This is a genomic window from Nocardioides oceani (genome assembly GCF_030412965.1).
Taxonomy (GTDB): domain Bacteria; phylum Actinomycetota; class Actinomycetes; order Propionibacteriales; family Nocardioidaceae; genus Nocardioides; species Nocardioides oceani.
This window is the reverse complement of record NZ_JAUHJQ010000015.1, coordinates 1-22262: the sequence shown is the minus strand read 5'-3', so window position 1 is coordinate 22262 and position 22262 is coordinate 1. Positions and strand designations below refer to the sequence as shown.

The 22262-nt window shown below is 73.9% G+C and carries 27 protein-coding genes and 1 riboswitch; of the genes, 13 read left to right on the top strand and 14 right to left on the bottom strand.

Annotation, left to right across the window (positions count from 1 at the left end):
- Genes QWY28_RS21395 through QWY28_RS21385 form a run of 3 tightly spaced genes read right to left on the bottom strand, consistent with a single transcriptional unit; the run spans position 1 to position 2179 of the window.
- The gene (locus tag QWY28_RS21395; RefSeq protein WP_300954877.1) at positions 1–603 is read right to left on the bottom strand and encodes a nucleotidyltransferase domain-containing protein; all 603 of its coding nucleotides are present in this window, start codon (positions 601–603) and stop codon (positions 1–3) included.
- A 33-nt stretch (positions 604–636) separates the two neighbouring features.
- Positions 637–1818 (bottom strand): WD40 repeat domain-containing protein, encoded by a 1182-nt coding sequence (locus tag QWY28_RS21390; RefSeq protein WP_300954875.1) that lies wholly within the window; start codon positions 1816–1818, stop codon positions 637–639.
- 4 nt (positions 1819–1822) lie between these two features.
- Complete coding sequence (locus QWY28_RS21385) at positions 1823–2179, bottom strand: ArsR/SmtB family transcription factor (protein WP_300954873.1); 357 nt, start codon at positions 2177–2179, stop codon at positions 1823–1825.
- A gap of 56 nt (positions 2180–2235) precedes the next feature.
- On the opposite strand from QWY28_RS21385, the gene arsM reads away from it, so the two are divergent.
- Genes arsM through QWY28_RS21370 form a run of 3 tightly spaced genes read left to right on the top strand, consistent with a single transcriptional unit; the run spans position 2236 to position 4591 of the window.
- Positions 2236–3060: an arsenite methyltransferase gene (gene arsM, locus QWY28_RS21380; protein ID WP_300954872.1), complete on the top strand. Its 825-nt coding sequence runs from the start codon at positions 2236–2238 to the stop codon at positions 3058–3060.
- Positions 3057–4136, top strand: coding sequence for an ACR3 family arsenite efflux transporter (gene arsB / locus QWY28_RS21375; RefSeq protein ID WP_300954870.1), 1080 nt, complete (start codon positions 3057–3059; stop codon positions 4134–4136). Before arsM ends, arsB begins: the two co-directional genes overlap by 4 nt.
- Positions 4133–4591, top strand: coding sequence for an arsenate-mycothiol transferase ArsC (locus QWY28_RS21370; RefSeq protein ID WP_300954868.1), 459 nt, complete (start codon positions 4133–4135; stop codon positions 4589–4591). The genes arsB and QWY28_RS21370 overlap by 4 nt, the downstream gene beginning before the upstream one ends.
- A 21-nt stretch (positions 4592–4612) precedes the next feature.
- On the opposite strand, the gene QWY28_RS21365 is transcribed toward QWY28_RS21370, so the two are convergent.
- Positions 4613–4927, bottom strand: a complete 315-nt coding sequence (locus QWY28_RS21365) for a DMT family transporter (protein WP_300954867.1) — start codon at positions 4925–4927, stop codon at positions 4613–4615.
- An 11-nt stretch (positions 4928–4938) separates the two neighbouring features.
- A riboswitch (guanidine-III (ykkC-III) riboswitch) is annotated at positions 4939–5003 on the bottom strand.
- A gap of 66 nt (positions 5004–5069) precedes the next feature.
- Here QWY28_RS21365 and QWY28_RS21360 point away from each other — a divergent pair.
- Together QWY28_RS21360 and QWY28_RS21355 are read left to right on the top strand one after the other, a co-directional pair.
- Positions 5070–5900 (top strand): sulfurtransferase, encoded by an 831-nt coding sequence (locus QWY28_RS21360; RefSeq protein WP_300954865.1) that lies wholly within the window; start codon positions 5070–5072, stop codon positions 5898–5900.
- 15 nt (positions 5901–5915) lie between these two features.
- Entirely contained in the window at positions 5916–6341 is a 426-nt protein-coding gene (locus tag QWY28_RS21355; RefSeq protein WP_300954864.1) for a VOC family protein, read from the top strand.
- 192 nt (positions 6342–6533) lie between these two features.
- Here QWY28_RS21355 and QWY28_RS21350 read toward each other — a convergent pair whose 3' ends face one another.
- The 3 genes from QWY28_RS21350 to QWY28_RS21340 all read right to left on the bottom strand — a co-directional run bounded on the left by QWY28_RS21350 (position 6534) and on the right by QWY28_RS21340 (position 8681).
- Positions 6534–7310, bottom strand: a complete 777-nt coding sequence (locus QWY28_RS21350) for an SDR family NAD(P)-dependent oxidoreductase (RefSeq protein WP_300954863.1) — start codon at positions 7308–7310, stop codon at positions 6534–6536.
- A 92-nt stretch (positions 7311–7402) separates the two neighbouring features.
- Positions 7403–8158 (bottom strand): SDR family oxidoreductase, encoded by a 756-nt coding sequence (locus QWY28_RS21345; protein WP_300954861.1) that lies wholly within the window; start codon positions 8156–8158, stop codon positions 7403–7405.
- Positions 8159–8264: 106 nt separating this feature from the next.
- Entirely contained in the window at positions 8265–8681 is a 417-nt protein-coding gene (locus tag QWY28_RS21340; protein WP_300954860.1) for a nuclear transport factor 2 family protein, read from the bottom strand.
- A gap of 71 nt (positions 8682–8752) precedes the next feature.
- Between QWY28_RS21340 and QWY28_RS21335 the strand changes: the two genes are divergently transcribed.
- The 3 genes from QWY28_RS21335 (at position 8753) to QWY28_RS21325 (ending at position 9667) form a co-directional block, all read left to right on the top strand.
- A complete protein-coding gene (locus QWY28_RS21335; protein ID WP_300954858.1) occupies positions 8753–8923 on the top strand; it encodes a hypothetical protein in 171 nt (56 codons plus the stop codon).
- Positions 8924–9003: 80 nt separating this feature from the next.
- Entirely contained in the window at positions 9004–9393 is a 390-nt protein-coding gene (locus QWY28_RS21330; protein WP_300954857.1) for a hypothetical protein, read from the top strand.
- Positions 9394–9430: 37 nt separating this feature from the next.
- On the top strand, positions 9431–9667 hold the full coding sequence (locus QWY28_RS21325) for a hypothetical protein (RefSeq protein WP_300954856.1): 237 nt from the start codon (positions 9431–9433) through the stop codon (positions 9665–9667).
- 36 nt (positions 9668–9703) lie between these two features.
- Here QWY28_RS21325 and QWY28_RS21320 read toward each other — a convergent pair whose 3' ends face one another.
- Positions 9704–10438 (bottom strand): dienelactone hydrolase family protein, encoded by a 735-nt coding sequence (locus tag QWY28_RS21320; protein ID WP_300954855.1) that lies wholly within the window; start codon positions 10436–10438, stop codon positions 9704–9706.
- 27 nt (positions 10439–10465) lie between these two features.
- Between QWY28_RS21320 and QWY28_RS21315 the strand changes: the two genes are divergently transcribed.
- Positions 10466–11962, top strand: coding sequence for a cryptochrome/photolyase family protein (locus QWY28_RS21315; RefSeq protein WP_300954853.1), 1497 nt, complete (start codon positions 10466–10468; stop codon positions 11960–11962).
- Entirely contained in the window at positions 11962–12465 is a 504-nt protein-coding gene (locus QWY28_RS21310; RefSeq protein ID WP_300954851.1) for a 2'-5' RNA ligase family protein, read from the top strand. The genes QWY28_RS21315 and QWY28_RS21310 overlap by 1 nt, the downstream gene beginning before the upstream one ends.
- A gap of 203 nt (positions 12466–12668) precedes the next feature.
- Here QWY28_RS21310 and QWY28_RS21305 read toward each other — a convergent pair whose 3' ends face one another.
- Both QWY28_RS21305 and QWY28_RS21300 read right to left on the bottom strand, forming a co-directional pair.
- Complete coding sequence (locus tag QWY28_RS21305) at positions 12669–12872, bottom strand: cold-shock protein (protein ID WP_300954850.1); 204 nt, start codon at positions 12870–12872, stop codon at positions 12669–12671.
- A gap of 223 nt (positions 12873–13095) precedes the next feature.
- Positions 13096–14166, bottom strand: a complete 1071-nt coding sequence (locus tag QWY28_RS21300) for an SPL family radical SAM protein (protein WP_300954848.1) — start codon at positions 14164–14166, stop codon at positions 13096–13098.
- Between the two features lie 51 nt (positions 14167–14217).
- Between QWY28_RS21300 and QWY28_RS21295 the strand changes: the two genes are divergently transcribed.
- Positions 14218–15444 (top strand): DUF480 domain-containing protein, encoded by a 1227-nt coding sequence (locus QWY28_RS21295; RefSeq protein ID WP_300954846.1) that lies wholly within the window; start codon positions 14218–14220, stop codon positions 15442–15444.
- 3 nt (positions 15445–15447) lie between these two features.
- Here QWY28_RS21295 and QWY28_RS21290 read toward each other — a convergent pair whose 3' ends face one another.
- The 3 genes from QWY28_RS21290 to kstD form a co-directional block, all read right to left on the bottom strand.
- Positions 15448–16779, bottom strand: coding sequence for a dicarboxylate/amino acid:cation symporter (locus QWY28_RS21290; RefSeq protein WP_300954844.1), 1332 nt, complete (start codon positions 16777–16779; stop codon positions 15448–15450).
- Between the two features lie 108 nt (positions 16780–16887).
- Complete coding sequence (gene chsH3 / locus QWY28_RS21285; RefSeq protein ID WP_300954841.1) at positions 16888–17769, bottom strand: enoyl-CoA hydratase ChsH3; 882 nt, start codon at positions 17767–17769, stop codon at positions 16888–16890.
- On the bottom strand, positions 17769–19541 hold the full coding sequence (gene kstD / locus QWY28_RS21280; RefSeq protein ID WP_300954839.1) for a 3-oxosteroid 1-dehydrogenase: 1773 nt from the start codon (positions 19539–19541) through the stop codon (positions 17769–17771). Before kstD ends, chsH3 begins: the two co-directional genes overlap by 1 nt.
- 71 nt (positions 19542–19612) lie before the next feature.
- Between kstD and QWY28_RS21275 the strand changes: the two genes are divergently transcribed.
- A complete protein-coding gene (locus QWY28_RS21275) occupies positions 19613–20521 on the top strand; it encodes an acetaldehyde dehydrogenase (acetylating) (protein ID WP_300954837.1) in 909 nt (302 codons plus the stop codon).
- A 1-nt stretch (position 20522) separates the two neighbouring features.
- Positions 20523–21611: a 4-hydroxy-2-oxovalerate aldolase gene (gene dmpG, locus QWY28_RS21270; protein ID WP_300954835.1), complete on the top strand. Its 1089-nt coding sequence runs from the start codon at positions 20523–20525 to the stop codon at positions 21609–21611.
- A 366-nt stretch (positions 21612–21977) separates the two neighbouring features.
- Here the strand turns inward: dmpG and QWY28_RS21265 are convergent.
- On the bottom strand, positions 21978–22262 hold a 285-nt coding region (locus QWY28_RS21265), incomplete at its 5' end, for an HNH endonuclease signature motif containing protein (RefSeq protein WP_300954833.1).

Here is a 22262-nt window from a genome sequence, read left to right as displayed (position 1 = left end):
TCAGAGCCGGGCCGTCCACGGATGGTCCGGGTCCACGACGAGGAGCGCCTCGCGGAGCCACCCGCGCCGCGAGGCGTCGAGGGAGGGGAGCAGCGTCACGAAGTCGGCCTCGTCCTTGGGGCGGCGCGGGGCCTTGCTCTTGTGCAGCAGCTGCACCTCCGGCGCGAGCACCGGCAGTCGTGGCGTCGACGCGGGTCCGCGCAGCTGCGTCAGGGGTCGGCCGACCCGGCGGTCGCGCCGGTAGACCCACCGGTCGCCCACCCGGTCGACGACCATCAGCTGGAGCGCCCAGGCCTCCGCGCCGGCCGGGCGGCACCACACGTCGTGCACGTGCGCGGGCAGGTGCTCCTCCTCGATCCAGGTCCGCAGTCGTCCCGGCGGGTCCGCTGCCATCAGGGTCCACCCGGCCAGGTGCTGCTGGACGTCACCGGGGTCGTCGCGGAGGACGACGACGTCGACGTCCTCGTGGTGGCGGGTCTGTCGGCCCAGGTGGAGGTCGAGGGCCCAGCCGCCGGCGAGCCACCACTGCCACGGGACGCCGGCCAGCGCCGTGGCCACCTCGTCGGGCGTCATCGGCGACCAGGGCCGCTCCTCCTCCCGCACGGACGCGATCCTCGCGCGCGCCGCGCAGGACGGTCAGTCGGCGCGCCGCTCGAGCAGCCGGTCGGCGATGCTGACGACGGTGGCGCGCTGCTCGATCGCCATCACGCTGCGGAGCTCGGCGGCGACCGGGTCCCACGCCACCAGCCCTCCGTCGGGGCCCGACGGGGAGTGGAGCAGCAGCCAGCGGTCGCCGAGCACGCCCTCGACCGAGGTCCAGGCCAGCTGCCGTGGTGACATCTCGAGGAGTCCCACCAGCTCACCGCTGCGGAGGTCGACCGCGGACACGCCGGGGATCGTCCGCCGGCCCTCGGGGTCGTGTCCGTGGGCCACGCCGAGCAGGTCGCCGGCCCGGTGCCCCACGTGCGCGTCGTGGGGGAGGGCGTGGCTCAGCGGCGTGGTCGCGTCCGGGGCGCGGCCGCCGGACGAGGCTCGCAGACCGGTGAAGGGAGCGTGGGCCGGGCGGGTCGAGCGGCCCGGCGAGGCGATGTTCGGCACGAGCTCGACCACCCCGCCGGACGGCCCGACCGCGGACGACCAGCCGTGGTGGTCGTGCGGCGTGGCCGTCCGCTCCGGCAACCGCACCTCCCAGGTGTCCCGCTGCCGGCGACGGTCGCTGAGCACGACCGCCGAGCCGTCGGGGTCCCACCAGTGCAGGACGGGCTGCTGGAAGGGGGTGGCCACGCGGACGGCGCGGCCCGTGGCGAGCCGGACGAGCACGATCCCGTGGTCGTCGCCCAGTGCGAGCATGCGGCCGTCGGGGCTGAGCAGGAACTGCTGCTCGACGATCGCGTCGTCGCGCATCCCGAGCGTCGAGCGGTCGACCAGCCGCCACCCGCCGTCCCGGCCGAGCACGGCCACGTCGTCCATGCCGTACGGGCGAGCGCCGATGCCGACCGCGAGGACCGCGGCGTCGACGGGCGCCTCCGACAGCGTCCGGGACACGTCGATCGCGTCGAGGTCGAGGGAGGCCGGCAGCGTGGTCGCCAGCGTGCCGAGCTCGGGCACGGGTCGCCACAGGTCCTGGACCAGCGGGTCCGAGCGCCGGAGCGCAGGCGGCTCGACGGCCGGAGCGGCAGGAGGGGCGGTGGGAGACGCGGTGGACGAGCGCTCGTCGGCGCGCGGGAGCCCCGGTGCGGGGGACCCGTCGCACCCGGTCAGCAGCAGCGCGAGGGCGGCCACCGTCGCGGCCGCGGGGCTGACGGACCGGGGGCGCATCGGGCTAGGGCCGGAGTGCGTCGCCGAGCGCGGCGAGGGTGTCCTCGACGAGCCGGTAGAACGCCCACCGGCCGCGCTGCTCGCGGACGACCAGCCCTGCCTCGACGAGCTGCTTCATGTGGTGGGAGACCGTCGGCTGCGAGAGGCCGACGGGCTCGGTGAGGTCGCAGACGCAGGCCTCCCGGTCGGGCTGCGCGGCGATGAGGGACAGCAGGCGGACGCGCGTCGGGTCGCCCAGCGCCTTGAACATTCGGGCCAGCCGCTCGGCGTCCGCGGCCTCCAGCACCCCGCCCGTGACGGTCGAGCAGCACGCGGACGTCTGCTCGACGGTCGGGGCGGTCGGGGCGGTGGGGGAGGCCATGCCCGCAGTCTGCCAGACTGATTGACAATCGTCGATGCATCGACAAGGCTCGATGCATGACCACCGCTCCCCAGGCGTCCCCGACCCCCGACCAGCTCCGTGAGGAGGTCCGCAGCCGCTACGCCGACGCCGCGGCCGCGGTGACCCGTGGCACGACCAACGCGGACCTCAACGACGCCCTGCAGGTCGTCGACGCCGGCGACGGCGCGGCGTCTCCGTGCTGCGGGGGCGACGTGACCGTGGGGGAGTCCTTCGGTGCGGGGCTGTACGCCGCCGAGGACCAGCGCGGTCTGCCGGCCGAGGCGGTCGCCGCCAGCCTGGGCTGCGGGAACCCGACCGCGGTCGCGGACCTCCGCCCCGGCGAGCGGGTCCTTGACCTGGGCTCGGGCGGCGGGATCGACGTGCTGCTCTCCGCTCGACGGGTGGGGGCGAGCGGCTTCGCCTACGGCGTGGACATGACCGACGAGATGCTCGATCTCGCGCGCGCCAACGCGGCCAAGGCCGGCGCCGAGAACGTGGAGTTCCGGCGGGGGACCATCGAGGACGTGCCGCTCCCGGACGCGTCGGTCGACGTCGTGATCTCCAACTGTGTCATCAACCTCTCGGCCGACAAGGCGCGGGTCATGGCGGAGATGCACCGGGTGCTGGTGCCCGGCGGGCGGATCGGGATCTCCGACGTCGTCGCCGAGGACCAGCTCACGGTCGCCGAGCGCGCCGAGCGCGGCTCGTACGTCGGCTGCATCGCCGGTGCGCTGTCGCGAGCGGAGTACCTCGCGGGTCTCGCTGCCGCCGGCTTCGTCGACGCCGAGGTCGAGTTCACCCACGAGGCGGCGCCGGGCATGCACGGGGCGATCGTCCGAGCCTCGAAGCCGGGCGCATGACGGCGACGACCGCGCCGGAGGCCCCCGTCGCGCAGCGGCTCTCCCGGCTGGACCGGTACCTCCCGGTCTGGATCGGCGTCGCGATGGTCGTCGGCCTGCTCGCGGGGCGCTGGGTACCCGGCATCGCCGACGCCCTGGACGCCGTGAGCGTCGGGTCGGTCTCGCTCCCGATCGCCCTCGGCCTGCTCGTGATGATGTACCCGGTGCTGGCCAAGGTCCGCTACGACGAGGTCGGCGCGGTCGCCCGCGACACCCGGATGATGGTGCTGTCGCTGGTGCTGAACTGGGTCCTCGGCCCGGCGCTGATGTTCGCCCTGGCCTGGATCTTCCTGCCCGACCTGCCGGAGTACCGCACCGGCCTGGTCGTCGTCGGCCTGGCCCGCTGCATCGCGATGGTGATCGTCTGGAACGACCTGGCCTGCGGCGACCGTGAGGCCGCCGCCGTCCTGGTCGCCGTCAACTCGGTGTTCCAGGTCCTCGCCTTCGCGCTGCTCGGCTGGTTCTACCTCGACCTGCTGCCCGGCTGGCTCGGCCTGTCGACCACGGGGCTCGAGGTGTCGCCGTGGGAGATCGCCGGCAGCGTGGTGGTCTTCCTGGGCGTCCCGCTCGCGGCGGGCTACCTCAGCCGCCGGCTGGGGGAGCGACGCCGGGGCCGTGACTGGTACGAGCAGCGGTTCCTGCCGCGGATCGGGCCGTGGGCGTTGTACGGCCTCCTGTTCACGATCGTGGTCCTCTTCGCCCTCCAGGGCGACACCATCACCAGCCGGCCGCTCGACGTCGCCCGCATCGCCCTTCCTCTGGTCGTCTACTTCGCGCTGATGTGGGCGGGCTCGCTGCTGCTCGCCCGCCGCGCGGGGCTCGGGTACGCCCGCGCCACCACCGTCGCGTTCACCGCGGCCGGCAACAACTTCGAGCTGGCCATCGCCGTCGCGATCGCCGTCTTCGGCGTGACCAGCGGCCAGGCGCTGGCCGGCGTCGTCGGGCCGCTCGTCGAGGTCCCCGTCCTCGTCGGCCTGGTCTACGTCAGCCTCTGGGCGCGACGCTTCTTCCCCGACACCGCTGGAGCACCCTCGTGACCGAGCCCCCCAGGACCGCCACCCGCGTCCCGCAGGTCGTCTTCGCGTGCGTCCGCAACGGCGGCCGCTCGGTCGTCGCACGCGTGCTCACCGAGCACTACGCGCGGGGCCGCGTGGTCGCCCTGTCCGCCGGCACGAAGCCCGGCGAGCACATCCACCCCGAGGTCGCCGACGCCCTCGGGCGGCTCGGGCTCGACACCTCCCGCGAGCAGCCGCGGCGCCTGACCACCGAGATGGTCGCCGCGAGCGACCTCGCGATCACCCTCGGCTGCGGCGAGGAGTGCCCGTACGTCGCCGGCGTGACCTACCGCGACTGGCCGGTCGACGACCCCGGCGGGCAGGACCCGGCCACGGTGCGCCGCATCGTCGCCGACCTCGACACCCGCGTCCGGGGCCTGCTCGGCGAGCTCGCGCCCGACCTCGAGCTGGCCCCGTCGGTGCTCGACCGGGGGTGAGGCCGGGGGCCGCCGCGCACCTCAGTGCGTGAGCTTCAGCCCGACGACGCAGCCGACGAGGCCGGCCAGGAGCAGCACCCGGACGAGGTTGACCGGCTCCGCGCCCGTGGCCATGCCGTGCGCGACGGTGAGGGCCGCGCCGATGCCGACCCACACGGCGTACGCCGTGCCGACCGGGAGGGTCCGCATCGCCAGCGCGAGGCCGGCCATGCTCAGGACGAGCGCCGAGACGAAGACCAGCGAGGGCACGAGCCGTGTGAGGCCCTCGGTCCGGCCCAGCGCGACCGCCCAGACCGCCTCGAGACCCCCGGACACCACCAGCAACCACCACGCCACGACGACTCCTCGGTGGCCGTCTTGTCGCTGTCCGGGTACGGCTCCGTCGTCCGGCGGACCGGTCGTGGTCCGCTCTCGAGGCTAGCAAGCCCGTCGCCCGCGCCGAGCGGGTCCCGGGCGCGGCCGTGGGTACCGACGACCCATGAGCGCCGTTCCCCGCCATGTGTCCGTCGACTGGCTCCACGAGCACCTCGCCGACCCCACGCTCCGCGTGCTCGACGGGACCGTGCACCTGACCTTCGACGAGGACGGCGCGCACATCGAGTCGGGACGGGCGACCTACGAGCACGAGCACGTCCCGGGCGCGGCGTTCGTCGACCAGGTCACCGCCCTGAGCGACCCCGACGGCGAGGCGCCGTTCGCCGCGGTGGACAGCGCCCGCTTCGGTGCCGTGGTGGGCGAGCTCGGCGTGGGGGACGACCACCGCGTCGTCGTCTACGACTCCGTCAACGGGATCTGGGCGACGCGCCTGTGGTGGCAGTTCGGGCTGGAGGGCAGCGACCGGGTCTCGGTGCTCGACGGTGGCCTCGACGCGTGGCGGGCGGCGGGCTTCGAGACGACCACCGGCACCGAGACGTACCCGCCGACGACGTTCACCGCCCGTCGCCGGCCCGAGCGGATCCGGTCGACCGCGGACGTCGAGTCCGCCGTCGACGACCCGGACGTGCTGCTCGTCAACGCGCTGGCCCGCGAGGACTTCGAGCGCGGCCGCATCCCGGGCAGCGTGAACGTCCCGTTCCCGGAGCTCGTCGGCCCCGACGGGCGGATGCGCCCGATCGAGGAGCTGCGTGACCTCTTCGGGTCGGTCGGTGCCCTCGACCCGGGCAGGCGGCCGGTGACCTACTGCGGCGGAGGGATCGCCGCCACGGCGGCCGCGCTGGCGCTCATGGAGCTCGGCCGCGACGACGTCGCCGTGTACGACGGCTCCATGAACGCCTGGACCGCCGACCCGGGCCGCCCGCTCGAGCGCTGAGGCCCGGGAGAACGCATGTCCGACCACCCCGTCGTGATGCACACCGTGGTCGACGCGCTGGCGTGCCGCCCGCTGGCGGAGTTCTACCGCGAGCTGCTCGGGCTGCGGTACCGCCCCGGCGACGAGCCGCCGACTGACGGCTCGCCCGACGACGCCGACTGGCTGGTCCTCCTCGACGACGCGGGCCGGCGGGTGCTGGCCGTGCAGGACGTGCCGTCGATCCAGCGGCCGGACTGGCCGGAGCACTCGGTGCCGGCCCAGCTGCACCTCGACCTCGCGGTGCCTGACGTCGCCGCGCTCGAACGGCACCGGCGACGGGCCGAGGAGCTCGGCGCGACACTGCTGCTGGACCGGACGTACGACGCCGAGGAGCCGCTCTACGTGCTCGCGGACCCCACCGGCCACCCGTTCTGCCTGCTGGTCGCCTCGTCGAGGGCGTGACCCGGCGCAGCCGCCGGCGGCGGTGCGGACCCGCGCGGTGACCCGCTCCTCGACGGAGTCGATCCCACGCGACGAGCGCGGAGGAGACCGGCCACGGCTCGCCGTCGTCGACGGCCGCGTCGTCCTGGAACCCGATCGTGGCGTAGCGGGCCTCGAACCTGCGCGCCGACGCGATCCGGTCGAGGACGGCCCTCAGCGGCGCTTCCAGCCGGTCCACGCCGCGAGCCGGTCGATGAGCGGTCCGGGCGTCGTGCGCACCACCAGGGCGGCCTGCCGCGGCAGGATGGCCGTGCGGCGGTCGGCCTCGATGGCGTCCGTGCACTGCCGGGCGATGGACGCCGTCGTGCTGGCGCCGCCCATGAGCGCGGTCGCCCGCGGGACCCGCTCGCGCGTGCCGGGGTTGTGCTCGAAGTAGGGCGAGTCGACCTCGGCCGGCGCCAGGAGCGTGACCCCCACGCCGGTCCCGCGCAGGTCCGCGCGGACGAGCCCGGCCAGCGCGCGCACCGCCCACCGGGCGGCGGAGTAGCCGGCGGCGCCGGGGATGTGGAGGTACGCCGCGACCGAGGTCATGTAGACCAGCTGGCCGCTCCCGCGCTCCACCATCGCGGGGGAGATCGCGCGGGTCAGCTCGAAGGCGGCGAGGTACGGCACCGCCATCATCGCCGTCGCCTCGCCCTCGGCCGTCTCGTCGACGGCGAGCCAGCGCCCGGCGCCGGCGTTGTTGACCAGCACGTCCGGCACACCGCCGGCCAGCACCTCCGCCGCGACCCGGCTGCACCCCTCGGCGGAGGACAGGTCACCGGCGACCACGGTGGAGCCCGGGAGGTCGGCGGCGAGCGCCTCGAGCGCCTCACGGCCCCGGGCGACCAGCACGACCGCCGCTCCGCGGCCGGCCAGCTCGCGCGCCAGCGCGGCACCGATCCCGCTCGACGCTCCCGTCACCACGACCCGCTTGCCCTCGACCCTCATCCACCCATCGTGCCGCCGCGCGGGCCGGCTGTCCGTCCGATGGCCGACAGAGGGCCGACGACCCGCGACCCTGGACCGGCGGGTGCCGCAGCTCAGCGAGCCGGTCGCCGGTCTGCTCCGGCGAGCCAGTCGTCGAAGGTCGTGGCGCCGTGGCGGGCGTCCTCGGCGGGCAGCAGCCCTCCCGAGACCATGGCCCGCCCGCCCGCGCCGGGCAGGCGCACGCCGACCACCGGCCGCCGCTGCCCCCTGACCCGGACCACCCTGCGGGCCAGGTCGACCAGCTGGTGCTCCTCGGGTCCGGCGAGCTCGGCGGCGAGGCCGCACGGCTCGCCCTGCACGAGGCGGACGAGCTCGGCGGCGACGTCGGCGGCCGCGACCGGCCGGATCCGCTGCCGCGGGAGGACCGCCACGGGCCCCGGGACCCGGTCGAGCAGCTGGCCCGCGAACTCGTGGAACTGGGTGGCGCGGAGCACGGTCGCGGGGATCGGGCCGGCCAGGGCCAGCTGCTCCTGGCGCAGCTTGCCGTCGTAGTAGCCGAACCTCACCCGGTCGATGCCGACGATCGACAGGACGACGTGGTGCCCGACCCCCGCGGCGCGACCCGCGTCGAGCAGGTTGTCGGTCGCGGTCCCGAAGAACCGCACGGCCGCGGCTCGCCGCATGGTGACGACGTTGCTGACGTCGATGGTCGCGTCGACCCCGGTCAGCGCCTGCCCGAGGCCGCTCCCGGTGAGGAGGTCGACGCCGCTGCCGCGGCTGAGCACCACCGGGGTGCATCCCCGCTGGCGCAGCTCGTGGACGACGTGGGTGCCGACGAGGCCGGTGCCCCCGGCTACTGCAACGCGCATGGTGCTTCTCTCCTGGCTGGCGGGTGGGTTCGTGTGCCCTGGAGACACCGCGTGGCCGGTCGGTGTGACACCGGACGGTCGCCGGACTGGACCACCGCGGTGCCGGTCAGAGGAGCAGGTGCTGGCTGAGGTCGCCGGTGAGGTCGAGGTGCATGGTCCGGGAGGCGAACCACCAGCGTCCGTCCACGCGGGTGAAGGTGTCGACGTAGCGGCCGGCCGCGACCGGCTGGAGCGGCAGCGCGTCGGTCGCCTGCAGGACGGTGAAGCGGGACCGGCACCCAGCCGTCCCCGCGGACTCGTCGACCTCGACGATCGGGTTGGTGACGACGTGGTGGGTCAGGGGCGTCCCGGCCGGTTCGTGGATGCGCGTCGTGGCGGCGTACAGCTCCCGGACGGCGGCAGGCCCGTGCTGCCCCATGACGCTGCCGTGCTCGAACAGCGCGGCCACGCCGTCGAGGTCGCCCGCGTCGATCAGCTCGGCGTAGCGGTAGAGGAGGTTCTCGATCGCGCGGGCGCTGTCCACGCCGGCAACCTAGCCCTGCCGGACGGGGCGGGGCGGGTATGGCGAGCGGGCCCGTGCGGAACCGAGCCCCCATGACCGCCTGGATCGTCCTCGCCGTGGTGCTGGTCGCGCTCGCCCTCGGCTACGTGCTCGCCAGCACCCGTGCCGTCAAGAAGGAGCAGCACCGCCTCCACGACGGCGTCGCCGGCGGGCACCTCGACACCAAGCTCGACCCGCACCCGGGCGCACCGCGGGAGGACTGATCGCGGGACCTGGCGGACCTGCACAGGACCTCCACATCTCCTCGACGCCCTCCGTCCGCGCGGGGGCCTAGCGTCGGAGCATGACCACGTCGACCGCACACCGTCTCGGCCTCGCCTGCGCCCTCGGCGCTGCCGTGGCCCTCGTCCTCGCCGCCGGCGCGCTCGGCATCGTCGGCGCTGGCGGCCGCCCGGACCGGGCGTACGTCGCCGTCCTCGCCGTCCTGCTCGTCGGCTCCGCCCTCGCCCGCCTGCGCCCGGCGCCCATGTCGCTCGTGCTGGCCGCCACCACCCTCACCCAGGTGGTGGTGTCCGCCGCCCTGCTGCTCTCCGGTGCGGCCGCGGGAGCCTCGGCCGCCGACGTCGTGATGGTCACCGCCGGCTTCGCGGGGCTGTTCGCGGCCGCTGCCTGGCTGTTCGGGGTCGCCGCGTCCGGTGGCGTGGTTTCCCCGCTGGGCGGCCGGGCACCCTGACGAGCATCAACCGAACAGCAACCGTAAGGGGTCCGTCGTGCTCGTGCTCGCCGGCATCGGTGTGGTCGTCGTCGGAGCGGTGGTCTGGGACCTCCGCACCAGCTCCCGCCTGAAGCGGGCACTGAGCCGGGGCGCCTCCCCGGACGACGCCGACCACGCCTCCTCGGCCGCGGCCGCCCGCGCCGGCGAGGCGGCCCGGGAACGGGCGCGGGGCAGCGCCGTCCTGCCGCCGGTCAGCGGCACCTACCTGCCCGGCGAGCGCCGCACCGACTGAGCCCGCCCCGACCGACCTGCCCCGACCGAGCCCGCGCTAGCGGCGCAGCCGGTCCTCGAAGAACCCGAGCACCGCGTCGACGGCGTCCTGGTGGCGGTGGAGGGTGAGCGTGGCGTGCTTCGAGCCGGGCAGGTCGACCCGGAGGAACGCGTCACCGAGCTCCCGGGTGAGCGTCTCGAACCGGGTCCCGACCATCCGGTCGCCGCGGTAGCGCAGGCCGAGCACCTGGCAGCCGCCCGCTGCCCGCGCCTTGACCCGGTCCAGGTCGGCGGGGGAGAGCCCGAGGTCCCCGGCGCGGCGCCGACCGAGCGGGAACGGCGTCGAGGGCTGCGCGAGCACCGGCGCAACGACGGCGTCGTCGACCATCATCGCGAGCGCGAAGCCACCCGTGAAGCACATGCCGAGCGCCCCGACGCCCGGCCCGCCGAGCTCCGCGTGCAGGTCGCGCGCCAGGGACCGCAGCCACCCGGCGACCGGCGTGGTCTCCCCGGCGGCGAGCATCGACATCTCCCGGCTGACGCAGATCTGCGCCATCGCACGCGCCACCGACGCGGCGCCCACCGGCGCCTCGGTCCGCCCGAACAGCTCGGGCATGACGACGGTGTACCCGGCGGCGACCAGCTCCTCGGCGTACCCGATCACGTCCGGTGAGATGCCGGGGATCTCGTGGACGAGGACGATGCCGGGCCCTTCGCCCCTGCGGTACGTCGGGTGGCCGGTGCCGGTCTCGTCGACGTGCTCGCCGCGGGTCCAGGTGTCGAGGAGCGCCATGTGCGGAGTATGGGTACCGGCCCGCCCGTGACGGAACGGCGTGTCCAGCTGGTGATGCCCCACCAGCTCTTCCTCGACCACCTCGAGGCGCCGAGCGGCACGACGTACGTCCTGGTCGAGCACGACCTGCTGTTCCGGCAGTACCGCTTCCACACCCAGAAGCTCGTCCTCCACCGCGCCTCGATGCGGCGCTTCGCCGACCGGCTGCGCGAGGCCGGGCGGGACGTCGAGGTGGTGGAGACCTCCGCGGACCGCTCGAGCCGCGAGGGCCTGGTCGAGGTGCTGCGGCGGCTGCGGGCGACCGAGGTGGCTGTCTACGACGTCGTCGACGACTGGCTCTCCCGCGACCTCACCGCCGCGCTGGCCGAGGCCGGGCACGAGCTGCGCCCCGAGGAGGTGCTCGAGACACCGATGTTCCTCACCTCGCGCGCCGAGCTCGCCGCCCACTTCGACGGGGTCGCCGGGCCGCGCGGTCGGGCCGCGCGGATGCAGCACTTCTACTCGTGGCAGCGCAAGCGCCTCGACGTGCTCGTCGAGGGTGACGGCGAGCCGGTCGGCGGGCGCTGGTCCTTCGACGAGGAGAACCGCAGGAAGCTGCCGCGCGGCCACCCGGTCCCGGACGTGCCGCGGCCGGGCCGGCACCCGGCGGTCGAGGAGGCGATCGCCTGGGTGGCCGAGGAGTTCCCCGACAACCCCGGGGACGCCGACGCCTTCGCCTGGCCGACCTCGCACGAGGAGGCCGAGGCGGCGTACGACGTGTTCCTGGCCGAGCGGTTCCCGCAGTTCGGTCCGTACGAGGACGCGGTCTCCACCGAGCACCCCTACCTCTTCCACTCCCTGCTGACCCCCGCGCTCAACACCGGCCTCGTCACGCCCGCGCACGTCCTCGAGCGGGCGCTCGAGGCGGGGGAGTCCGCCGACGTGCCGCTCGCCTCGCTCGAGGGGTTCGTGCGGCAGGTGATCGGCTGGCGGGAGTACATGCGCGCCTCCTACGTCCTGTGGGGCCGTGCCCTGCGCAGCCGCAACCACCTCGGCCACACCCGCCCGCTCGCCGAGGGCTGGTGGGACGCGAGCACCGGGATGGAGCCGGTCGACCACGTGCTGCGGTCGGTGCTGCGCACCGGCTACGCCCACCACATCGAGCGGCTGATGGTGCTCGGCAACGCGATGTGCCTGCTGCGGACCGAGCCCGACGCGGCGTACGAGTGGTTCATGGAGATGTTCATCGACGCCTACGACTGGGTGATGGTGCCGAACGTCTACGGCATGTCGCAGTTCGCCGCCGGCGAGGCGATCGTGACCAAGCCGTACGTCTCCGGCTCGAACTACCTGCGCAAGCTCACCGACTTCGGGCCCGGCGAGTGGCGCGCGGACTGGGACGCGCTCTACTGGACCTTCGTGAGGGACCACCAGGACGTGTTCGCGCGGAACCCGCGCTCGCAGATGATCGCCCGGCTCTACGACGGCATGGAGCCGGCGACGAAGGCCGGCCACACGCGTCGCGCGAAGGCGTGGCTCGGCTGATGCCGCTGCACGCGCTGGAGCTGGTGCCCGACGAGGCCGGCCAGGAGGCGGTCCGCCATGACTGGCAGCGGCTGCGCGACGCGGGCCTGCCCTCGCAGCTGGACCACCCCGGCGCCACCAACGCGCCGCACCTGACGGTCGTGTCCGCGCCGGAGCTGCCCGACGCCGCGATCGACGTCGCCTCCGCCCGGCTCGGCTCGCTGCTGCCGTTCCGCGCCCGCTCGGCCGGGCTGCTGCTGCTCGGCGGGGAGCGGCTGACCGTGGCGCGTGCGTTCGACATCGACGACGACGTCGTACGTCGCGTGCTCGCCGTGCGGGTGCAGGTGCCCGACCGGGCCCACCTGGGCTGGCTGCCGCACGTGACGCTCGCCCGCCGGCTCGACCGTGCCGACGCCCAGCGGGCCGTCGACGTGCTCGGTCACGAGGACGTCGTGCTCACCTTCACCCGGCTGCGCCGCTGGGACCCCGACGCCGGCCGCGTGACCACCGTCGCGGGGTGGTGAGCCGGCGGGGGAGCCGGGATGTTTCATCGGCCGACCGCTGGATCTCACGGTTGGACGATGAAACTTCAGCGTCCAACCGACAGTTTCATCGGCCGGCCGATGAAACGTCGCGCCGCGTCCGCCACCAGACCCCCGAAATCGCCGGACGGCGGCCACCGATGCGTGATCGGTGAGCCGCCGTCGGACGGAGTGCGGGGTGGGACTCAGAGAGCCCGGACGTTCTCGGCCTGCGGGCCCTTGGGGCCGGCGACGACGTCGAACTCGACCTTCTGGTCGTCCTTGAGGGACTTGTAGCCGTTGCCCTGGATGTTGCTGTGGTGGACGAACACGTCCGCGCCGCCGCCCTCCTGGGCGATGAAGCCGAAGCCCTTGTCGTCGCTGAACCACTTCACGGTGCCGTTGGTCATGATGTTCCTTCGTGTCGGTTGCGGCGGGCGACCTGTTGCCCGCTGCGGGGCTGAAGACAAAGCCAGGCGCCTGATGCCGACGTACGGGACGAAGAAGACCAAGGACAAGCGATGAGCTCGGCGGCCGGATCGGCCGCCAGGTGGGGAGAACCCCCTTCAACTCCCTCGACCGTAGCAGGGTCGCGCCGCGAAAGCCCGTCCTCGACGCGGCGGGACCGCCGGCTCAGGTCCAGTAGAGCAGCGGCGCGCCGGGCAGCCGGGTCGCCAGCGCGTCGGTGAACCACGCGCGCATCTCGGCCATGGTCTCGCGGGGATAGACGTGCTTGACGCCACCGAACTTGTTCCGCTTCGCGGTGCGCACCGACGGGTCCATCTCGAGCTGCGTGCGGGGGTACCACCCGAGCAGCACCTCGCGGCTGCCCGGCGTGAAGCGGTGCGTGATCACCTCGGTGGTGAGGTCCAGGTCGGGCACGTCGGCCAGCGCGCCGGCGACGGCGTCCAGCAGGGCGGCGTACTGCTCCTGCCAGCCGTCGACCGGCATGACCGGCGCGATGGTGAGCCCGACGCGGTAGCCGGCGAGCGCGACCCGGCGAAGCGCGTCGATGCGCGCCGACACCGGTGACGTGCCGCCCTCGAAGCGCCCCGCGACCTCCTCGGCGTTGACCGACACCCGCATCCGGGTGCGGCGACCGTGGGGGAGGGCGAGCAGCCCATTCACGGCGTCGAACTTCGTGGTGAACCGCAGCGACACGTCGTCGCCGTACGCGCCGGTCCCGACCCGGCGCACGGCCTCGGCCAGCGAGCCGGTGAGGTGCTCGATGCCGAGCGGGTCGGTGTAGCAGGACAGCTCGTACGTCGTGCCCTCGTGGCCGCGCTCCGTGGTGCCGCTGGTGACCGCGCCGCGCCCGGCGTGCGTCCCGATGCCGGCCAGCACGTCGTCGAGGTTGGCGTACGCCCGGGTGATCGGCGGTCCGGTCAGCGAGCCGGCGAGGTAGCAGTACTGGCAGTGCGCCGGGCACCCCTTCGCCAGGTCGATCCGCCAGTCGGCGCTCGGCGGGATGGGCTGCGGCTTCAGCACGCTCGGCGGCGCGACGACCAGCGCGAGCGTCGCCTTGGCGCGGGCGTAGACCTCGCGCTCGCTGCCCTCGTTCAGGCCGGTCAGCCGGTTGCTCGTGAGCAGGCGTACGTCGTCGACGCCGGCCGCCTCGATGCGGCGCAGCATCTCGGCGGTGTGCGGCTGCTCGGCGGCCGCGGCGGTGACCAGGACGTGGCGGGGGACCCAGGGACGTGGCATCACCTGGTCGAACAACCCGTGCCGCCGGGGCGTTCCCCTATGGTCGGCCGCGTGACCGAGACCCCGCCCACGTCGGACCTCCAGCTCGACCACGAGGAGCAACGGGTGCTCGGCGCGCTGATGGAGAAGCAGGTGACGGTGCCGGCGTCGTACCCGATGACGCTGAGCGGCCTGCGCACCGCCTGCAACCAGACGAGCAGCCGCGAGCCGGTCACCGACCACGACGAGCAGCTGGTCGAGCAGGTCGCCCGGCGGCTCAAGGAGCGCGGGCTGCTGCGGATCGTGTGGTCCGACACCGGCCGGCGCACCCTGAAGTACCACCAGGTGCTCGACGAGGCGCTGGACCTGGCCGCCGACGAGCGGGCGCTGCTGACCGTGCTGCTGCTGCGCGGGCCGCAGGCGCCGGGCGAGCTGCGGGCGCGGACCGAGCGGCTGCACGCCTTCGCCGACCGGCAGGCCGCGGAGGACACCCTGCGACGGATGGCCGGGCGCGGGCTGGTCGAGGAGCTGCCGCGCCGGCGCGGCGACCGGGACGCCCGCTGGCGGCACCTGCTCGGCGCGCCCGAGGACACGCCCGCCGCAGGCGGCGGACCCGCGGCGGACGGGCCGGTCGTGCTGCCCGCGGACCGCGACGACCGGGTGCGCGCCGGCTACGCGGCGATCGCCGCGGACTACGCCGACGCGCTCACCGGCGAGCTGGCGGGCCTGCCGTTCGAGCGCTGGCTGCTCGACCGGGTCGCCGAGCACGCGGTCGCCTCGGGCCGGCCCGTGGTCGAGGCGGGCTGCGGACCGGGCCACGTGACGGCGTACCTCGCCGCGGCGGGTGCCGACGCCACCGGCATCGACCTCACGCCGGGGATGGTCGAGCAGGCGCAGGCGCGCTTCCCCGACGCGACGTACGCCGTCGGCGACCTGCGCCGCCTCGTGCGACCGCCCGCGGCGGTCGGGTGGGCCGCGGTGCTGGGGTGGTACTCGCTCATCCACCTCGCCCCCGACGAGCTGGCCGGGGCCGTGGCCGCGCTGGCCCGCCCGCTCGCGCCCGGCGGGCTGCTGGTGCTCGCGCTCCACACCGGCGGCCCGGAACGGGTGCGCCACGTCGGGGAGTGGTTCGGCCAGGAGGTCTCGCTCGACGTCGTCACGCACGACGTCGCCGAGGTCCGCACCGCCGTGGAGGCGGCCGGGCTCGGCGACGTCGAGTGGTACCGGCGCGGCCCGGTCGCCTCGCGGGGCGAGACGACCGAGCGGCTCTACCTGCTGGCGAGCAGGGCCGAGGCCTAGGAGCTAGGCGGCGACCGTCGCCCGCTCGTCGCGCTGCTCGACCGCCGGCTCGTCACCGAGGACGTCGCCGCGGGGAGCGTCGTACGCCGCCTGGTCCAGCAGGCCCTCGCGCTTGGCCACGATCGTCGGCACGAGCGCCTGGCCGGCGACGTTGGTCGCGGTGCGGATCATGTCGAGGATCGGGTCGATCGCGAGCAGCAGCGCGACGCCCTCGACCGGCAGGCCCAGCGTGGACAGGGTCAGGGTCAGCATGACCACCGCGCCGGTGAGGCCGGCGGTCGCGGCGGAGCCGATGACCGAGACGAACGCGATGAGCAGGTAGTCCTGGATGCCCAGCGAGATGCCGAAGACCTGCGCCACCGTGATCGCCGCGAGCGCGGGATAGATCGCCGCGCAGCCGTCCATCTTGGTGGTGGCGCCGAAGGGCACGGCGAAGGAGGCGTACTCCTCCGGGACGCCCAGGTTGCGGGTCGTCACGCGCTGGGTGAGCGGCATGGTGCCCACCGACGAGCGGGAGACGAAGGCCAGCTGGATCGCGGGCCATGCGCCGGTGAAGAACTTGACCGGCGAGAGCCCGTTGAGCCGCAGGATGACCGGGTAGACGAGGAGCATCACGACCAGGCAGCCGACGTAGACGTCGACGGTGAAGGTCGCCAGCGGACCGACCAGGTCCCAGCCGTAGGTCGCGACGGCGTTCCCGATCAGGCCGAGCGTGCCGAGCGGCGCGAGCTTGATGATCCACCACAGCACCTGCTGGATGACGGCGAGGGCGGAGCGCATGAAGCCGAGGAACGGCTCGGCGGCGTCGCCGGCCTTGAGCGCGGCCGCGCCGATCGCGAGGGCCACGACGACCAGCTGCAGCACGTTGAACGACAGCCCGCCGTCGTCGGCGGAGAGGCCGAGGAAGTTCGCGGGGACCAGGCCGGTGAGGAAGTCCAGCCAGGAGCCGGTGCCGCCGTCGTACGACGCGCCCGCGGGGGCGACCTCGGCGGCCTCGCCCGGGTCGGTGAGGATGCCGAGGCCCAGGCCGACGCCCACGGCGACCAGCGAGGTGACCATGAACCACAGCAGCGTCTGGGTGGCGAGGCGGGCGGCGTTGGCGACCTGCCGCAGGTTGGCGATGCTGACGATGATCGCGGTGAGGACCAGCGGCGGGACCGCGGCCTTGAGCAGGCCGACGAAGACGTCGCCGACCGTGGCGAGCGTGGTCGTCAGCCACTCGGAGCCGGTGCTGCGGGCGACCAGGCCCAGCAGCACGCCCAGCACGAGGCCGGCGACGATCTGCGCCCAGAACGGCACCCTGCGCACGACGCGCAGGGCCGAGGAGTTCGACATGGCAGGAGCCTTTCGGGGAGGGACTCCTGCCCAACACGTCCCGTCCGGGCGCCATGCCCCGGGGCCGGGTGAGTCGGGTCACCCCGCGGTGCGACCGCGGCCGGCCGGTCAGGCCAGGTCGAGCACCACGTCGCCGAGCACGGGTGAGCCGTCCCGGTCGCCGCCGGCGATCTCGGCCGCCGCGAGGACCCGCCCGTCCTCGCGCCACGCGCGGGTGCGGATGGTCTCGCCCGGGAACACGACCCCGGCGAACTTCGCCGCGAACCCGCCGACCCGCGTCGCGTCGCCGTCGAGCAGCTCGTCGGTCAGCGTGCGCAGCACGATCCCGTAGGAGCACAGCCCGTGCAGGATGGGCGCCGGGAAGCCGGCCGCCTTGGCGAAGTCAGGGTCGGCGTGCAGCGGGTTGCGGTCGCCGCAGAGCCGGTAGAGCAGCGCCTGCTGCGGGGTCACGTCGTACGTCGCGTCGGCGTCGGGCGCGCGGTCGGGGAGCACCACCGGGCTCGACGAGCCGCGGTCACCGCCCCAACCGCCCTCGCCGCGCACGAAGATCGACGAGCGCACCCGCCACAGCTCCTCGCCGGCCGGGGACGTCGCGACGCCTTCTTGCCAGATCACCGCGGCCTTGCCCTTGTCCCACACGTCGGTGAGCGTCGTGCTGACCGTCGCCGTGCCGCTGGTCGGCAGCGGACCGCCGGTGACGGTGATCGCCTGCGACCCGTGCACGACCTGCGCGAGGTTGATGTCGCAGCCGGGCAGGTCCAGCGGCGGCGGGTCGGTCTCGTGGAAGGTCGGTGCGACCACGCCGAACGAGGGCAGCACCTGCAGGCCCGGGCCGTCGAGGGTGTAGGCCAGCGCCGCGGGGGAGAGGTTGTCGCCCGGTCGCGAGCCGGCGCCGATGCCGAGGTGGTAGAGCAGCACGTCGCTCTCGGACCAGCTGAACTCGCGGGAGCCGAGGTCGGCGCCGATGGCCACCGAGGGGTCGATGGGCATCAGGCTGTCTCCTTCTCGGCCACGGCGGGCTCGGTGGGTGCGGTCGCTGCTGTCGTCGCGGGGCTCGCGGAGGTGGTCCCGGCCGACGCGAGGTCCTCCGCGGCGAGGTAGCCGAAGACGAGCGCCGGGCCGATCGTGCCGCCGGGGCCGGGGTAGGTGTGGCCCATCACCGCGGACGACACGTTGCCGGCGGCGTACAGGCCCTCGATGACCGAGCCGTCCTCGCGCAGCACCCGGGCCCGCTCGTCGGTGACCAGGCCGCCCTTGGTGCCGAGGTCGCCGGGGACGATCTGGACGGCGTAGAACGGACCCTCGTCGATCGTGTGCAGCGACGGGTTCGGCTTGACGGTCGGGTCGGAGTAGTACTTGTCGTAGGCCGACTCGCCGCGGTGGAAGTCCGCGTCGACGCCGGTGCGCGCGAAGCCGTTGAACCGCTCGACCGTGCGCTCGAGGGTCGCGGCGGGGACGCCGATCTCTGCGGCCAGCCCGGCCAGGGTGTCGGCCTTCTTGACCACACCCTCCTTGAACCACTTGCCGGGGAAGGGCTGGCGCGGCATGAGGCCGGCGAAGACGTAGCGGTTGCGGTAGCGCTGGTCGATGACCATCCACGACGGCACGTGCCCCACGCCGGTCTGCTCGCCGCGGTAGATCTCGTGGACGGCCTCGACGTAGGGGAGCGCCTCGTTCATGTACCGCTCGCCGGCCTGGTTGACGATGATCGAGCCGGGCAGGTTCCGCTCCGCCAGGCAGAACCACGGGCGGCCCGGCAGCGGGATGGTCGGGCCCCACCAGCCGTCGTCCATGAGGTCGGTGCGGGCGCCGGCCTCGATGCCGGCGAGGAGGCCGGCGCCGGTGTTGTTCTGGGACCCGGTCGTCCAGTCGACGGAGGTCGGCCGGGGGAGGTAGCGCTCGCGCAGCTCGGCGCTGCGCTCGAAGCCGCCGCTGCCCAGCACCACGCCGCGGCGGGCCCGGACGACCTGCTCGACGCCGTCGCGCAGCACCCGGACGCCGGTCACCCGGCCGTCCTCGACGAGCAGGTCGCGCAGGTCGGTCTCGTAGTGGACCGGGACGCGAGCGTCGGCCAGGCCCTTGCGCAGCCCGATCGCGATCGCGTTGCCCATGGCGTACATCCGGCGCCGCAGCAGCCCCGCGACGATCCGCCTGATCGTCACCTTCACCATCGTGATCGGCCCGCGCAGCGTGCGCAGCCCGAGGCTGATCTTCCGGAAGTCGGCCTGGGTGACGATCATGTTCGCCGGCGCCTTGGTGTACGGCGGGTGCAGCCGCTCGAGCTCGCGGCCGAGGAAGCTCGCGTCCAGCGGGATCGGCTCGACGGTCCGCCCCTTCGGCCGCCCACCGGGCTGCTCGGGGTGGTAGTCGGCGTAGTCGGGCACCCAGGTGAACCGCACCGGCGTGCGGGCCTTGAGCCAGTCCATGACCTCGGCGCCGCGGTCGACGTAGGTGTCGCGGCGGACCTTCGGGACCACGTCGCCGACGATCGAGTCGAGGTAGAGCTTGGAGTTCTCCAGCGGGTCGTCCTGACCGGCCGCCTTGAGCGCGTAGTTGCCGGGGATCCACACGCCGCCGCCGCTGCGGGCGGTCGAGCCGCCGAACCACGGGCTCTTCTCCAGCAGGATCGTGTCGAGGCCGCGATCGGCGGCCGCGAGCGCGGCGCTCATGCCGGCCGCGCCGGCGCCGACCACGACGACGTCCACCTCGCTGGGCAGGTCGGTCGGCGAGCCGCTGGAGGTGGCGTGAGGAGACCCCGTCATGGCGCGAAACTGTAACAGGTTCTAGCATGGTGGCCTGCCGTCCGACCCACCCCTGAGAGGTCCACCCAGACATGACCAAGCTGACCGCGGCCATCGTGGGGCCGGGCAACATCGGCACCGACCTGATGTACAAGCTGCTCCGCTCAGACGTCGTCGAGCCGCGCTGGATGATCGGCGTCGATCCGGCCTCGGAAGGGCTGAAGCTGGCCGCGCAGCAGGGCCTCGAGGCCTCGCACGAGGGCGTCGACTGGTTGTTGAAGCAGGACGAGCTGCCCGACCTCATCTTCGAGGCGACGTCCGCCTACGTGCACCGCGAGTACGCCCCCCGCTACGAGGAGGCCGGCATCCGCGCGGTCGACCTGACGCCCGCCTCGGTCGGCCCCGCCGTCATCCCGCCGGTCAACGGCGAGGAGCACGTCGGCGCGATGAACGTCAACATGATCACCTGCGGCGGCCAGGCCACCATCCCCATGGTCGCGGCGGTCTCCCGGGTCGCGCCGGTGCCGTACGCCGAGATCGTCGCGTCGGTCTCGAGCGTCTCCGCCGGGCCCGGCACCCGGGCCAACATCGACGAGTTCACGCGGACGACGGCGGCCGGCGTCGAGCGGATCGGCGGTGCCGAGAGGGGCAAGGCGATCATCATCCTCAACCCGGCCGAGCCGCCGATGATCATGCGCGACACGATCTTCTGCGCGGTGCCGCCCGACGCCGACCGCGACGCCATCGTGCAGTCGGTCTTCGCCATGGAGAAGGCCGTCCAGGAGTACGTCCCGGGCTACCGGCTGCTCCAGGAGCCGCAGGTCGACGAGCCGTCGGCCGCGACCCAGGGCCAGGTGAAGGTCTCGATCTTCGTCGAGGTGGAGGGCGCCGGGGACTACCTGCCGCCGTACTCCGGCAACCTCGACATCATGACCGCCGCTGCGACGCAGGTCGGCGACAACATCGCGCGGTCCGTGCTCGCCGGCCGCAAGGAGGCCTGACATGACCGACGCAGCCCAGCGCGACACGTTGACGCGCACCTGGAAGGACGCCCACGGCGGCGACCTGGACCTGCGGCTGACCGACACCTGCCTGCGCGACGGGTCGCACCACAAGCGGCACCAGTTCACCGCGCAGGAGGTCCACGACATCGTCGAGGCGCTCGACTCCTCCGGCATCCCGGTCATCGAGGTGACCCACGGCGACGGCCTCGGCGGCTCGTCGTTCAACTACGGCTTCTCCCGCACACCCGAGCAGGAGCTGATCCGGATCGCGGCGGAGACCGCCAAGAACGCCAGGATCGCCTTCCTCATGCTCCCGGGCGTCGGCACCAAGGACGACATCCGCGCGGCGCAGGACAACGGCGGCCAGATCTGCCGGATCGCCACGCACTGCACCGAGGCCGACACCTCCATCCAGCACTTCGGGCTCGCCCGCGAGCTCGGCCTGGAGACCGTCGGCTTCCTCATGATGAGCCACACCCAGCCGCCGGAGGTGCTGGCGAAGCAGGCCCGGATCATGGTCGACGCCGGCTGCCAGTGCGTGTACGTCGTCGACTCCGCCGGCGCGCTCGTCATGGAGCAGACCGCCGACCGGGTCTCGGCGGTCGTCGCCGAGATCGGCGCGCAGGCCGACGTCGGTTTCCACGGCCACGAGAACCTCGGCCTCGGCGTCGCCAACACCGTCATCGCCGCCCGCGCGGGCGCCACCCAGATCGACGGCTCGGTCCGCCGCTTCGGCGCCGGCGCCGGCAACACGCCGCTCGAGGCTTTCATCGGCGTCTGCGACAAGCTCGGCTGGCGCACCGGCGTCGACTTCCTGCAGATCGTCGACGCCTCCGAGGACGTCATCAAGCCGGCCATGCCGGAGGAGTGCCAGCTGGACCGGATGACGCTGATGATGGGGTACGCCGGCGTCTACTCCTCCTTCCTCAAGCACGCCGGCAACGCCGCCGACCGGTACGGCGTCTCCGGCGCGAAGATCTTGCTCGAGGCCGGCCGCCGCAAGCTCATCGGCGGCCAGGAGGACCAGCTCATCGACATCGCACTCATGCTGAAGGCCGAGCAGGACAAGGCCGCCGCCAACGCCTGACCGCTCGTCGGGCGACGTCCCGCTGGTCGAGCAGCGAGCCTCGGCGAGCGTCGTCGAGACCCGGTGAGGTGCACAGGGCCTGACACGCTGGTCGAGACCCGGTGGGGTGCGCGGGGCCCGACTTCGCTGGTCGAGCAGCGAGCTTTGGCGAGCGTCGTGGAGACCCGGTGAGGTGCGCAGGGCCTCCGGGGTGGTCGTCGGGCCGTCGGGTGGCGCCGTGCAAGGAGATTCAAAGGAAGGCGTGGTTGCGCGCTGCTGTGGTCGAGGTGCTTGGTCGCGGTCGCTGTTCGGGTTGCGGGCGGGCGGGGGTCGACCGCTGTGGTGGCGGTGGTCGAAGGACGTCTGTGAGATGACCGGGCCAGCGGTCTATGTCCGCATGTGGAAGGCGACGCGGCCGTTGGGCAGGTGGGTGGTCTCGTAGGCGGGGTCGTGGATGCGTGCGTGGTGGCGGGGGCAGAGGTTGCGGGCGTTGCTCAGGTCTGTCGTCCCGCCGTGCGACCAGGGTTGGTCGTGGTGGGCGTGGCAGAGGTGGGCGGGCCAGTCGCAGCCGTCGGCGGTGCAGGTCGGTTGGGTGATGTTGAGCCCGCGGCGTTGCGCGCCGGAGAACAGTCGGGATCGTCGGCCGAGGTCGAGGAGCTCGGACTTCGAGCC

Excerpts from the sequence above, each read along its gene's own strand:
- QWY28_RS21390 (WP_300954875.1), bottom strand. The coding sequence starts at position 1,818 with ATGCGCCCCCGGTCCGTCAGCCCCGCGGCCGCGACGGTGGCCGCCCTC.
- QWY28_RS21305 (WP_300954850.1), bottom strand. The coding sequence starts at position 12,872 with ATGACCAACGGCACCGTGAAGTGGTTCAGCGACGACAAGGGCTTCGGC.
- arsB (WP_300954870.1), top strand. The coding sequence starts at position 3,057 with ATGACGGCGACGACCGCGCCGGAGGCCCCCGTCGCGCAGCGGCTCTCC.
- kstD (WP_300954839.1), bottom strand. The coding sequence starts at position 19,541 with ATGACGGGGTCTCCTCACGCCACCTCCAGCGGCTCGCCGACCGACCTG.
- chsH3 (WP_300954841.1), bottom strand. The coding sequence starts at position 17,769 with ATGCCCATCGACCCCTCGGTGGCCATCGGCGCCGACCTCGGCTCCCGC.
- QWY28_RS21360 (WP_300954865.1), top strand. The coding sequence starts at position 5,070 with ATGAGCGCCGTTCCCCGCCATGTGTCCGTCGACTGGCTCCACGAGCAC.
- QWY28_RS21355 (WP_300954864.1), top strand. The coding sequence starts at position 5,916 with ATGTCCGACCACCCCGTCGTGATGCACACCGTGGTCGACGCGCTGGCG.
- QWY28_RS21345 (WP_300954861.1), bottom strand. The coding sequence starts at position 8,158 with ATGCGCGTTGCAGTAGCCGGGGGCACCGGCCTCGTCGGCACCCACGTC.
- QWY28_RS21310 (WP_300954851.1), top strand. The coding sequence starts at position 11,962 with ATGCCGCTGCACGCGCTGGAGCTGGTGCCCGACGAGGCCGGCCAGGAG.
- QWY28_RS21300 (WP_300954848.1), bottom strand. The coding sequence starts at position 14,166 with ATGCCACGTCCCTGGGTCCCCCGCCACGTCCTGGTCACCGCCGCGGCC.
- QWY28_RS21290 (WP_300954844.1), bottom strand. The coding sequence starts at position 16,779 with ATGTCGAACTCCTCGGCCCTGCGCGTCGTGCGCAGGGTGCCGTTCTGG.
- QWY28_RS21385 (WP_300954873.1), bottom strand. The coding sequence starts at position 2,179 with ATGGCCTCCCCCACCGCCCCGACCGCCCCGACCGTCGAGCAGACGTCC.
- arsM (WP_300954872.1), top strand. The coding sequence starts at position 2,236 with ATGACCACCGCTCCCCAGGCGTCCCCGACCCCCGACCAGCTCCGTGAG.
- dmpG (WP_300954835.1), top strand. The coding sequence starts at position 20,523 with ATGACCGACGCAGCCCAGCGCGACACGTTGACGCGCACCTGGAAGGAC.
- QWY28_RS21320 (WP_300954855.1), bottom strand. The coding sequence starts at position 10,438 with ATGGCGCTCCTCGACACCTGGACCCGCGGCGAGCACGTCGACGAGACC.
- QWY28_RS21350 (WP_300954863.1), bottom strand. The coding sequence starts at position 7,310 with ATGAGGGTCGAGGGCAAGCGGGTCGTGGTGACGGGAGCGTCGAGCGGG.
- QWY28_RS21275 (WP_300954837.1), top strand. The coding sequence starts at position 19,613 with ATGACCAAGCTGACCGCGGCCATCGTGGGGCCGGGCAACATCGGCACC.
- QWY28_RS21330 (WP_300954857.1), top strand. The coding sequence starts at position 9,004 with ATGACCACGTCGACCGCACACCGTCTCGGCCTCGCCTGCGCCCTCGGC.
- QWY28_RS21335 (WP_300954858.1), top strand. The coding sequence starts at position 8,753 with ATGACCGCCTGGATCGTCCTCGCCGTGGTGCTGGTCGCGCTCGCCCTC.